Annotated in this window: 10 protein-coding genes; 6 read left to right on the top strand and 4 right to left on the bottom strand. The window is 35.9% G+C overall.

Annotation, left to right across the window (positions count from 1 at the left end; all coding sequences use genetic code 11):
- Window positions 1-50: 50 nt before the first annotated feature.
- Window positions 51-1,253, bottom strand: coding sequence for an aminotransferase class I/II-fold pyridoxal phosphate-dependent enzyme (locus tag HNQ00_RS10205; RefSeq protein WP_173838342.1), 1,203 nt, complete (start codon window positions 1,251-1,253; stop codon window positions 51-53).
- A 323-nt stretch (window positions 1,254-1,576) separates the two neighbouring features.
- On the opposite strand from HNQ00_RS10205, the gene HNQ00_RS10200 reads away from it, so the two are divergent.
- From HNQ00_RS10200 to HNQ00_RS10190, 3 genes are all read left to right on the top strand, one after another.
- Window positions 1,577-2,035 (top strand): Lrp/AsnC family transcriptional regulator, encoded by a 459-nt coding sequence (locus tag HNQ00_RS10200; protein ID WP_173838340.1) that lies wholly within the window; start codon window positions 1,577-1,579, stop codon window positions 2,033-2,035.
- A gap of 150 nt (window positions 2,036-2,185) precedes the next feature.
- The gene (gene lpdA, locus HNQ00_RS10195; RefSeq protein WP_173838338.1) at window positions 2,186-3,589 is read left to right on the top strand and encodes a dihydrolipoyl dehydrogenase; all 1,404 of its coding nucleotides are present in this window, start codon (window positions 2,186-2,188) and stop codon (window positions 3,587-3,589) included.
- A 143-nt stretch (window positions 3,590-3,732) separates the two neighbouring features.
- Window positions 3,733-4,272 carry a lipocalin family protein gene (locus tag HNQ00_RS10190; RefSeq protein ID WP_173838336.1) on the top strand — a complete coding sequence of 180 codons (540 nt, stop codon included), beginning with the start codon at window positions 3,733-3,735 and terminating at the stop codon, window positions 4,270-4,272.
- Between the two features lie 66 nt (window positions 4,273-4,338).
- Here the strand turns inward: HNQ00_RS10190 and HNQ00_RS10185 are convergent, their stop codons facing one another.
- Complete coding sequence (locus tag HNQ00_RS10185) at window positions 4,339-4,716, bottom strand: DoxX family membrane protein (RefSeq protein WP_173838334.1); 378 nt, start codon at window positions 4,714-4,716, stop codon at window positions 4,339-4,341.
- Between the two features lie 240 nt (window positions 4,717-4,956).
- On the opposite strand from HNQ00_RS10185, the gene HNQ00_RS10180 reads away from it, so the two are divergent.
- Genes HNQ00_RS10180 through HNQ00_RS10170 form a run of 3 tightly spaced genes read left to right on the top strand, consistent with a single transcriptional unit; the run spans window position 4,957 to window position 9,649 of the window.
- On the top strand, window positions 4,957-6,243 hold the full coding sequence (locus HNQ00_RS10180; RefSeq protein ID WP_173838332.1) for an anthranilate synthase component I family protein: 1,287 nt from the start codon (window positions 4,957-4,959) through the stop codon (window positions 6,241-6,243).
- Window positions 6,244-6,284: 41 nt separating this feature from the next.
- On the top strand, window positions 6,285-7,595 hold the full coding sequence (gene tilS / locus HNQ00_RS10175) for a tRNA lysidine(34) synthetase TilS (RefSeq protein WP_173838330.1): 1,311 nt from the start codon (window positions 6,285-6,287) through the stop codon (window positions 7,593-7,595).
- Window positions 7,595-9,649 carry a protein-disulfide reductase DsbD family protein gene (locus HNQ00_RS10170; protein WP_173838328.1) on the top strand — a complete coding sequence of 685 codons (2,055 nt, stop codon included), beginning with the start codon at window positions 7,595-7,597 and terminating at the stop codon, window positions 9,647-9,649. The genes tilS and HNQ00_RS10170 overlap by 1 nt, the downstream gene beginning before the upstream one ends.
- Before the next feature lie 60 nt (window positions 9,650-9,709).
- On the opposite strand, the gene HNQ00_RS10165 is transcribed toward HNQ00_RS10170, so the two are convergent.
- Both HNQ00_RS10165 and HNQ00_RS10160 read right to left on the bottom strand, forming a co-directional pair.
- The gene (locus HNQ00_RS10165) at window positions 9,710-11,017 is read right to left on the bottom strand and encodes an ammonium transporter (RefSeq protein WP_173838326.1); all 1,308 of its coding nucleotides are present in this window, start codon (window positions 11,015-11,017) and stop codon (window positions 9,710-9,712) included.
- A 282-nt stretch (window positions 11,018-11,299) separates the two neighbouring features.
- Window positions 11,300-12,598: an amidohydrolase family protein gene (locus tag HNQ00_RS10160; RefSeq protein ID WP_173838551.1), complete on the bottom strand. Its 1,299-nt coding sequence runs from the start codon at window positions 12,596-12,598 to the stop codon at window positions 11,300-11,302.
- Between the last annotated feature and the right edge of the window lie 33 nt (window positions 12,599-12,631).

Here is a 12,631-nt window from a genome sequence, read left to right as displayed (position 1 = left end):
GCTCAAAATTACTCTCAAGCGGATTTAACTACAGTAAACAACTAAAAAAATTATAGAATAGCGAGTTCTTGCATGCAAGCTCTCATCATTTGGTATGTTCGTTCAATATCATTGTCTAAACCTATCGAGAAACGGATTAATCCATCTGTTAATCCCATTTCGACTTGCTCTTCCATTGGGATTTCGCTTGAAGTAGAAGTACCAGGAGCACTAAATAAAGTTTTATAAAATCCTAGGCTCACTGCTAAGTATCCTAAGTTTTTAGATTGCATTAACTCCATTAAGGCATTTGCTTTTGCTAACGATCCTACGTCTAATGTCATCATCCCTCCAAAACCATATTCTGGATTTATCATCGATGCATATATCTTATGACTTGGATGACTTGCTAAACCTGGATATACAGTTTTTAATCCGTCTTTTTCAAAACGTTCCGCTAGGTAAGACGCATTGTGACTGTGTTGTTTGACTCTCAAATGCAGGGTACGCATGTTTTTCATCACACTCGCTGAGCGCATACTATCCATTGTAGGTCCTAGTAACATACTTGCGCCACTATTTACATCTTTTAAACTATTGATAAAATCATGTGATGCACAGGTAACACCGCCTACAGTGTCACTACTTCCGTTGATGTATTTTGTCAGGGAATGAATCACGATATCTGCACCTAACTTAGTTGGTGTCACTGATAATGGTGAGAACGTATTATCGACCACTAATGTCAAATTATGCTTTTTAGCAATTTTAGACAATTCTGCTATATCAGCTACTTCTAGTAGTGGGTTACTTACCGTTTCGCAGTATAAAACCTTAGTGCTTGGCGTGATAGCCGCTTCAACTACATCTAGTTTTGTAATGTCTACAAAGGCAGTCTTGATTCCCATTCTTGGAGCAAAATTCTTTAAGAATGCGTAGGTACCGCCATAGATTGTTCTGCTTGATACAATATGATCGCCAGTACCACACAATTGTAATAAGGTAGGTGTGATTGCTCCCATTCCTGATGCCGAAACATTAGCTGTTTCTGTCCCTTCCATTGCTGCTAGCGCTTTATCTAAATATAAATTACTAGGCGAGGAGTGACGCGAATACAGGTAACAGCCTTCCATATTTCCTTCAAAGGTGTCAAACATGGTCTTTGCCGATAAGAAGGTGTAGGTTGATGAGTCGGATATTGATGGGTTTACACCACCAAATTCACCAAAATACTGTAAATCCTGAATGTTGTCTGCGGGATTGAAATTTTTCATAGTTATATTTTTATATTGTTTTTTGAAGCTATTTTCAGCTCCCGAAAGCTTTCGGGAGGCTATATTCCTAATTTATAAAAACTAAAGCCAAAAAAAGCTTTGTTTTATTAAATCGCGAGATACCGTTGCTATCTGGGCTAGGCGATTTGATTACTCAAGTAAGCCAAATCAAATTAAGAGTATTTTAGATTAATAATCAATCATAGTGTTTATATATAGATTTATAAACTATAATTAGGTATTTTTACAATCAATTTTTCTATTTACGGTGTTTAAAACCAACTGTGGTAGATTATATTTCAAAATCAAAATTTAGGTAAACTATGCTGTTAGACCCCATCGATAAAAAACTACTCTTACTATTACAAACTGATAGTAAGCGAACCAATAAAGAGTTGTCCTTAAAACTCAATCTTTCGGTAACTGCTGTTTATGAACGCATCAAGAAGCTAGAACGCGAAGGCATTATTGAAAAGTACGTTGTGGTTCTTAATAAAGCTAAAGTAGAGAAGGGGTTTGTGGTATTTTGTCACTTAAAACTAATTCAGCATTCACATGAGTTTCTTACCCATTTTGAAAGCGAGGTTGTCAAGCTACATGAAATCCTAGAGTGCCATCACGTGAGTGGTGATTATGACTATATTTTGAAAATTGTTGTTAAGGATATGGAGGCTTACCGAGAATTTTTAGTAAATAAATTAACCACTTTACAACACATAGGAAGCACACAGAGTACGTTTATGATTAGTGAAGTAAAGAATTCGACGGTTGTGACAATTTAAATTCAAACTTCCCAATTACGGCAATGTTAAAATAAATATTTCGGTATTATAGTAAAACAGAATAAAAAAGCTTGCACTTTAAAGTTTTAACAAAAGTTAATTTCTTAATTTTGTAGTTCGAAATAATAAATTACATATAAAAAATATACTATGAGTTCATTTGACGTAGTCATTATTGGTTCTGGTCCTGGAGGATACGTGTCAGCTATTCGTTGCGCGCAGTTGGGATTTAAAACAGCAATTATCGAAAAATACTCCGTTCTAGGAGGTACTTGTCTTAATGTAGGTTGCATTCCTTCAAAAGCAATGCTAGCTTCTTCTCATCACTATGCCGAAATTAAGCATTTTGAAGATCACGGAATCGAACTTACTGGTGAAGTAAAAGTAAACTTGGAAAAAATGGTTGCTCGTAAACAAGCAGTTGTTGACCAAACTACAGGTGGTGTTAAATACCTAATGGACAAAAATAAAATTACTGTTTTTGAAGGAATGGGATCTTTTGTAGATGCTACTCATGTTGCGATTGCTAAAGCAGACGGGACATCAGAAACAATCGAAGCAAAAAACATCATTATTGCTACAGGTTCTAAGCCTTCTTCTTTACCTTTTATTAAAATTGATAAAGAAAGAATTATTACATCTACTGAAGCATTAAAATTACCTGAGGTACCTAAACATTTAGTTATTATTGGTGGTGGAGTTATAGGGATCGAGTTAGGGCAAGTGTATTTACGTTTGGGAGCGCAAGTTTCTGTAGTAGAGTACATGGACCGCATTATTCCAGGAATGGATAGTTCGTTATCTAAAGAATTGACAAAAGTATTAAAGAAACAAGGAATGAAATTCTACGTTTCTCATAAAGTAAAATCGGTGGAAAGATCGGGTGACGTTGTTACTGTTCAAGCCGAAAATGCAAAAGGTGAAACCATCACTCTTGAAGGAGATTATTCATTAGTATCTGTAGGGCGTCGTCCTTATACTGAAGGATTAAATGCTGACAAAGCGGGAGTTAAAATTTCTGATAGAGGTCAAGTTGAGGTTAACGATCATTTACAAACTAGTGCTTCAAATATCTATGCTATTGGTGATGTTGTTCGTGGAGCAATGTTAGCTCACAAAGCAGAGGAAGAAGGAACAATGGTTGCCGAATTATTAGCTGGTCAAAAACCACATATCGATTACAATTTGATTCCTGGTGTTGTATATACTTGGCCAGAAGTGGCTGCAGTAGGACAAACAGAAGAGCAGTTAAAAGAAGCTGGAATTGCTTACAAATCTGGAAGCTTTCCTTTTAAAGCTTTAGGTCGTGCTAGAGCAAGTGCTGACTTAGATGGTTTTGTAAAAATCCTTGCTGATGCAAAAACAGATGAGGTTCTTGGAGTTCACATGATTGGAGCTAGAACAGCAGACTTAATTGCTGAGGCGGTTGTAGCGATGGAATTCAAAGCTTCTGCTGAAGATATTTCAAGAATGTCACATGCACACCCTACTTTTGCGGAAGCAGTAAAAGAAGCGGCATTAGCAGCAACAGACAACAGACCATTACACATCTAAAATTGATGTTTTATTATATTGAGAAGGCCGTCAAATGATTTTGACGGCCTTTTTTTATTGTATTTTTAATCTTGTAATCTTCACTATTAATTTTGTAAAAGCAGCTGAGGTGTCCAGTCGTATCTTTGATGAAAATCACGATTATGAAAAAGAGATATGTTGTAGGTACGCTAGCTTTATTAGGAGCTGGTTTTATTTTAAATTCATGTGCCAGCCGCACAATTCCAGAGAAAGCGGTTGCGGTGACTAATTTCGATAAAAATAAATACCTTGGAAAATGGTACGAAATTGCTCGTTTGGATTTTAAATTCGAAAAAGGTTTAAACAATACTACCGCAGAATATGCGATGCGTGAGGACGGAAAAATTAAAGTAACTAATAAAGGATACGATTATGATAAAGACAAATGGAAGCAAAGCGAAGGGAAAGCTAAATTTGTAGGGGATGACAGTATTGCGATGTTAAAAGTGTCATTTTTTGGTCCGTTTTATGCTGGGTACAATGTGCTAGCAATCGATAAGGATTATAAGTATGCTCTTGTCTCGGGAGATAGTTTAGATTACTTATGGATTTTATCTCGAGAAAAAACTATTCCTGAAAATATTAAGAAAGACTACCTGAAACAAGCACAAGAAATAGGGTACAACACTAGCGACTTACTGTGGGTGAAACACAATAAGTAAGAGGTACCGAGAAACAAATAAAAACCGACAATCTTTTAAAAAGTACGTCGGTTTTTTTACGTTTTGTTAGTCAGCTTTGAATAGCCCTTTGTAATTTTCCCAATGCGTAAAAATTAGAAAAATGTTTCCAATAAATACAAATAGTGCTAGTGGTAAATTCTCTGGCGTTAAGAAGTAATTGATCAGTAAAATATTCAGCGTCACCGGAAAGATGACAAGATTAGCTAAGGTGGTGTATTTACCGCTAAGAAAAGAGAGACCACATAATAATTCTATGGCTTTAGCCAAAGGCATTAAGTAGGTAGAAGCAATCAAACCTAATTGAAAGGCTTTAAACTCCCCAGATGAAGCAGGCTCTGGACTTAGATGAAAAAAATAACTTATTGAGGTGTACAGGAATAAGAGTCCTAATAATGTTCGAATGACGATAGTAGCGATTTTCATAATATTTAGGTTTAAAGAGTTACTAGAGGATAATCAAGCCGTTGAACTACTATTGACAACCCTCTTTTTAACCAACTATGAAAGTGTCAATTTAATACTGCTGTAAAAGGATGAAGTGTAGCTATTTGTATGGTATTCAGTTGTTTATTATAAATTTACGAATTTTTATTTGATTTTTAGAATTATCACTTAGTAAAGGCTTTTTTTATCGTAATTTTGATTTTTAAACAATTTTAGCCCTTGAGAACATCAGTTTACAAACAAATTCACAATTTAAAACAGTTTAAAGAGCAACTTTTAATTTGGTCTCAACAATATCAAGAAGTAAGCTATTTAGATAGTAACGAGCATAAAGATTCTTATTCTAAATACGACTGTATCGTTGCAGTTGATGGTATTACAGCTATTAAAACAGATTACCATAACGCGTTTGAAGATTTAAAGCAATACCAACAAACTACTAAGGATTGGATTTTTGGTTTCTTATCTTATGATCTAAAAAATGACGTAGAAGATTTGCATTCAAATAATTACGACGGACTCGAATTTCCGGATTTGTTTTTCTTCCAACCCAAGAAAATTTTTATTTTTAAAGAGGATACACTTGAAATGCGGTATCTTAATATGTGTGATGACGAATTTGAAAGTGATTTCACTGAAATTTTGAATACCAATATCTTCAAAGAAGCAGCAACAGCTCCAGTTACTATTCAAGCTAGGATTTCGAAAAAAGACTATCTAGATAAAGTAGGCAAATTGTTGGAACACATTCATCGTGGTGATTGCTATGAAGCAAATTTTTGCATGGAATTTTATGCCGAAAACAGTACGATCAATCCATTAGAGAAATATTTCAAACTGAACGAAATTTCAAAAGCACCTTTTGCCGTGTATTTTAAAAATCAATCTCATTTTTTACTTTCGGCGTCGCCAGAACGATATTTAAAAAAAGAAGCTGAAGTCTTGGTTTCTCAACCTATAAAAGGGACTTCAAGAAGGTATGATGATGCTGTAAAAGATGAAGAATCTAAATTGGCTTTAGCAACAGATCCTAAAGAAAGAGCAGAGAACATAATGATCACAGACTTAGTGAGAAATGACCTCTCGCACACCGCTCAAAAAGGGGCTGTACAAGTAACTGAGTTGTGTGGCTTATATTCTTTCTTGCAAGTACACCAAATGATCTCTACAATCACTTCAAAAATAGATGCTCAATATAGCGCAATAGACACTTTAAAAACGACTTTCCCCATGGGAAGCATGACGGGTGCACCTAAGGTTTCTGTGATGAAAATTATTGAAGATCTTGAAGAAACTAAACGTGGCTTGTATAGTGGTGCTGTAGGATATTTTACTCCAGAAGGAGATTATGACTTTAATGTGGTGATACGAAGCATTCTTTACAATCAAAAAAAGAAGTATATTTCGTTTTCAGTAGGCAGTGCAATCACGGCGCGCTCTAATCCAGAGATGGAATATCAAGAGTGCATGCTCAAAGCAAAAGCAATGCGCGAGGTTTTAGCATAAATGTGGGCTTCTCGCGATGATATAATAGTAAAAAGTACAGAATGTTAGAAATATTAAAAAAACATATTGCATCTAATTTGTCATTTCTAGTAGGTAAAAAATTATTACTTGCTACTAGTGGTGGTCTTGACAGCATGGTGATGGCGCATCTTTTTAAAGATTTAAAATTTGATGTGGCCATAGCGCATTGTAATTTTCAATTGCGTGGTGTTGATAGTTTTAAAGATCAAAAATTTGTTCAAGATTTTGCTGACGAAAACCAAATCCCAGCGTACATTACACAGTTTGATACCCAAGCATTTGCAGCAGATTATAAATTATCAACTCAAGTTGCAGCCAGAGATTTAAGGTACAACTGGTTTTATGAACTGCTAGAGGAAGAGGGGTATGATTACATTTTGACCGCGCACCATGCTGACGATAATTTAGAAACTTTTTTGATTAATTTGAGTCGGGGAACTGGCTTAGATGGTTTAACCGGAATCCCTGAAGAAAATGGGAACATTGTTAGACCGCTACTGCATTTTTCTCGAAGCGAAATTTTAAACTACGCAGAGAGTAATGCAATCGCTTGGCGCGAAGATGCAAGTAACGCTTCTGATAAGTACCTGCGCAATAAAATTAGGCATCATCTGGTTCCATTATTGCAGGAACTAAATCCTAATTTTATGGATGCCTTTCATAAAACACAATCATACTTGCAGGAATCAGCAGGTCTAGTTGAAGATGCTTCGATTATGGTGTATCAACAAGTTGCAAAACAAGAGGAAGACACAATCACTTTTGATCTTAATCAATTGAGAAAATTACCCAACTATAAGGCTTATTTATACCAGTGGTTAAGTGAATTTGGTTTTACTGCTTGGAACGATGTGTATGATTTAGTCGATGCTGTGTCAGGAAAACAAATCTATGCGTCTAATTTTCGATTATTAAAAAATAGAGACAGCTTATTATTGAGTAAAATGCTAGATCCTAATGAGCAGCTAGAATACTATATAAGTTTAGAAGAGCAAAAGGTTAATATTCCTATAAATTTGGCGTTTAAAAAAACGACTACAACTGCTTTTGAATCGAATAAGGTTATCTTTGTAGATGCAGATAGATTGCAGTATCCGTTGGTTTTAAAACGCTGGCAAGAAGGGGATAGCTTCCAGCCATTAGGCATGAACGGAAAGTCAAAAAAGCTGAGTAAGTTTTTTAAAGATGAAAAACTATCACTGTTAGACAAAGAGCAGTGTTGGGTTTTATGGTCTGCTAATGCGATTGTATGGATTACAGGTCTGCGACAAGATGAGCGCTTTAAAATCACCGAGAATACCATTAATATATTAAAAATAGAATTGGAATAATGAAGAAAATTATCTTTTTACTACTTGCATTTTTGGCCTTTGCCAATGTCGATGCTCAAATTTTAGATCCTGCAAAATGGACCACTAAAATTGAGAGAAAATCTGAAAACACCTATTTACTTACGTTTGACGGTACCATAGATAAAGACTGGCATCTTTATTCTCAGTTTACTCCTGATGGAGGACCACTTGCGCTAGAGGTTGTTTTTAAAAATAGCAAAGGCAATTTTAGTTTAGTAGGCAAAGCAACCGAAAGTAAAACGAGAACAGCTTACAATGATATTTTTGAGGTCAACGAAACTTTTTTCGAAAGAAAGGCACAAGTTCAACAATTAGTAAAAGTCACAAATAATGCACTTAAAACGATTGAAGTAGCACTTAATTACCAAGTTTGTAAAGATGTGTGTATTAATCAGGAAAAGAAATTTACACTAAGTATACCTGCAGCAACGACTGTGAATAGTACAAAAGAAGAATCTAGCGTAGCTCCAGTACCAACAGTAGAACAACCTGCCGTTACTAGCGATAGTGCTGCTGCGGTTGTTGATTCATTGCAACCGAGCCTAGGTGGAGGAGATGTGTATAACGCAGCTGATACAACTAGTGTGCCTGAAGGGAATAATACAAATAATGCTCCTCGTAGCATGTGGTCAATATTTTTCTTAGCCTTTTTAGGTGGTTTGGCAGCTTTGATGACCCCTTGTGTTTTTCCTATGATACCTATGACGGTGAGCTTTTTTACTAAACAAAGTAAAACTAAAGCTAAAGGAATTAGTAATGCTATTATCTATGGCGTTGCAATTATTGTCATTTATGTAATGCTAGGGTTTGTAGTTACCTGGGTATTTGGTGCCGATGCTCTTAATGCCTTATCTACAAACGTGTATTTCAATTTAATTTTCTTTGTATTATTAGTTGTATTTGCTGCATCATTTTTAGGCGCATTCGAAATCATGCTTCCTAATTCATGGGCAAATAAAGTGGATAGCCAAGCGGACAGAGGTGGAATTATCGGGATTTTATTCATGGCCCTAGCGTTAGCAATCGTGTCATTTTCATGTACAGGACCTATCGTAGGAACTTTATTAGTTGAAGCTGCATCAAATGGTGGAATTGCTCCTATTGTAGGGATGTTAGGATTTTCATCAGCTCTAGCATTGCCGTTTATGTTGTTTGCAATGTTTCCAGGATGGTTGAATTCATTGCCAAAATCAGGTGGCTGGTTGAATACCGTGAAAGTTTTTCTTGGTTTCCTAGAATTAGCTTTGGCTTTTAAATTTTTATCGAATGCTGATTTAGTGTTGCAATTACATTTATTAGAGCGTGAAGTATTTATTGCTATATGGATTGCAATCTTTGGAACACTAACACTTTACTTATTTGGTAAGATCAGCTTGCCACATGATAGTCCGTTACCTTTTATATCTGTAGGTAGATTGATGACCGGACTTGTCGTATTGACTTTTACAATATATTTAATTCCGGGCTTATGGGGAGCACCATTAAAAGTAATTAGCGCGTTCCCGCCACCTATGGAGTACGGTGAAAGCCCTATGGGGCTTGGAAATTCAGGAAGCGCTACAACAACAGCAGTTTTACCAGAAGGAGCAAAAAGTGGTCCGCATGGTATCGTTGTTTTTGATGATTACGATAAGGGGTTGGCTTACGCCAAAACAGTAAATAAACCCATTATGCTAGATTTTACAGGTTTTGCGTGTGTAAATTGTAGAAAAATGGAAATCAATGTTTGGTCAGTGCCAACAATATTACAAATACTTAAAAATGATGTTGTTTTAATTTCCTTATATGTAGATGATAAGCGTGAGTTGCCTAAAAGCGAACAATTTGTATCAAAAAAGACAGGAGCAGAAATCGAAACGATAGGGGACAAGTGGACTGATTTTATGATTAGCACGTATAAAACAAATACACAACCTTTATATGTTTTAACAGACCTCGAAGGAAATAGTTTAAATACAAGCCAGCCTACAATAAGCTATGTAAATGCTAAAGAATATGAGGCTTGGCTGAAAATGGGAATTTCAAAATTTTAACAAGCAAAAAAAATCCAATCATAATCATGATTGGATTTTTTTTTGCTTGTTTAATAGTGTTTATAGATACTCACCATGCTGCGATAGGTCTAAACCTAAATGCTCTTTGTCTTCTGTAACTCTTAAAGGCGTTATTTTATTAACGATAAAGAATAGAAAGTAAGAAGCAGTAAATGCAAATACAGAAACAATTATCATTGCTGTTAGCTGAGTGAAAAACAATGTTGTTTCACCAAAGATTAAACCTTGATCAGTTACTGCGGGATTGATTTCTTTTGAAGCAAAAACTCCTGTAAGTAACATTCCTGTCATTCCACCTACACCGTGACAAGCAAATACGTCTAAGGCATCGTCGATTTTATCTCTCTTATGAAATTTACCCACCATAATATTACTCACAATACTACTAAATACACCTATAAATAAGGCATTAGGAACACTTACAAAACCAGCTGCGGGAGTAATGGCAACAAGACCTACAACGGCACCTATACATGCTCCCATTGCTGAGACTTTGTGACCTAAAATTTTATCAAAAAATACCCAAGCCATTCCTGCTCCAGCTGCGGCTACTGTTGTTGTGGCAAATGCTTGTACTGCTAATCCATTTGCAGCAAGTGCAGATCCAGCATTAAAACCAAACCATCCAAACCACAATAAACCGGTACCTAACAATACGTATGTTATACGAGCAGGATTTGGTTTTTGTCCTTTTCGTTTCCCTAAGAAGATGGCTCCAGCGAGTGCTGCCCATCCCGCGCTCATGTGTACTACAGTTCCTCCAGCAAAATCTAGTACTCCCATTTTAAAGAAGATACCGTCTTCATGCCAAGTCATGTGACATAGCGGCGTATAAATAAATAGAATAAACAAGACCATAAATAACATATATGCCCAGAAGCGAATGCGCTCTGCAAAGGCACCTGTAATCAGTGCAGGAGTAATTATTGCAAACTTTGCCTGAAATAGGGCATAAAGCATAAATGGGATTGTTCCCCATGCAGTCGTTGATTTAACGCCGCTGAACATGAAATATGCAGTAGGATCACCTATTATTCCTCCAAGAGAGGGTCCGAAGGATAAACTAAATCCAACAACAATCCATAAAACGGTGACGATAATCATTGCCATATAACTTTGCAACATTGTGCTAATCACGTTTTTCTTACCTACCATTCCTCCATAGAAAAATCCTAATCCAGGTGTCATAATAAATACTAATGCTGTGGCAACAATCATCCATGCAGTATCTCCTGTGTCAAAATTACTAGGTTCAATAGCGCTAGGTGTGGCAGTTGTCATGAAATTGGTGCAAACAGTTAGCACCAAGAGAGTTATAAGAATAACACTTAAAATAATTTTTCTCATGGTTTTGTTACTTTTTTTTAACAAAAATATAAAATGTTTTAACGTGCCTTTAATAAATAGGTGTTGTTCTATGAATTATTACATATTTACTAAAATGACCCCATGTATTTTGAGGGTAGTTTTGTTTTATAGTGCGTAAAAATGATAATTATATTAATTTTGAAAAAATGGTATTCTAAAAAATGTGCTTTATTCGAAGTTTTAAGTAAAAAAAATAGAGACATTGCCGTAAGCACATGTCTCTATCTTCTAATTTAGTTAACCGTTTAGTAAAAGGGTAGACTATTTTTGGTTGTACTTTTCTTTGTAAATTTCATTCAATCTTGATTGATGATTTTCTAAAGTAATCTTTCTTCCCTGTATAAATGCTGAGCTTAATTTATTGGTGCGCATGTCTAAGGCATCACCTTCAGATATAAATAGCGTGGCATCTTTACCAGTTTCTAGTGTACCGCAAAAGGAATCAATTCCTAAAATTTTTGCCGTATTTGAAGTTATCAACTGCAGTGCTTTTTCTTTATCTAAACCGTATGCTGCACAAGTTCCTGCTAGAAAAGGCAAGTTACGAGTGTTCATACGCTCCATATCTCCACTATTTTCTAAACCTACAACAATGCCTTTATCAGTTAGCATCTTGGCCATTTTATAGGGTAAGTTAACATCTTGATCGTCAAATTCTGGCATGTCATGAACACGTCTTAGTAATACACCAATAGCTGTTGCTTTAAGCAAGTCAGCACATTTGTAAGCCTCAAATCCACCTACAATAACTATTTTTTTAATACCAATCTCTTGCGCTAGTTTTACTGCATCAATAATTTGTAATTCGTGATCAGCGTGTATAAATAAAGTCTGTGTCCCATTGAAAAGTCCTTTAGTAGATTCAAAAACTACGTTGCGTTCTTTTGTAACCTCCCCTTGAGAAGCTTTAGTACTAATTAAAAAAGATTTTATCGTAGCCTTTTCTTCCGCATAATTCTTGTTCAATGATGCTCCTGCAGGTTCTGCCCACCAGCCCCCATTTTTATATATGGAAGGGAAATTCAAATGAATTCCGTCATTTTCTTTTATGACACCATCTTGATAGTTCCATGAGTCAAGTTGTACCACTGATGAGGTTCCAGAAATCGTTCCTCCACGAGGGGTGATCTGAGCCATTAATATTCCGTTAGGTCGCACTGTTTCAATCACTTTTGATTCTGCATTATAAGCAATTAAACTCCTCACATTGGGATTCATGTCTCCTACTTCGCTTTCATCATCAGATGATTTAACTGCGTCAATTTCGACTAAACCTAGCGTTGAGTTGGCTGCAATAAATCCAGGATAAACGTGCTTTCCTGTAGCGTCAATTGTTTGATCATAAGCGCCTGCTGCTAATCGTAATGTAGAGGCATCGGCAACCAAGGTTAATTTCCCATCTTTAAAACCAATGGCGCTGTTCGGAATTACTTGTCCGGTTCCTAAATGCGCTGTGGCATTAAGGATTAAAATAGATTCTGTTTGCTTTTTTCCCGGTGCATGCTGAGCAAAGATCGAGGCGCTAAAAAGCAAGTATAGTATATAGCTGTATTTCTTCATAGTAGTGTGCTTTGTGTTTTTATGAATGTTTTT

The organism is Flavobacterium aeripolare (assembly GCF_013294025.1).
Lineage (GTDB): Bacteria > Bacteroidota > Bacteroidia > Flavobacteriales > Flavobacteriaceae > Flavobacterium.
This window is presented reverse-complemented; position numbering and strand designations above follow the sequence as displayed.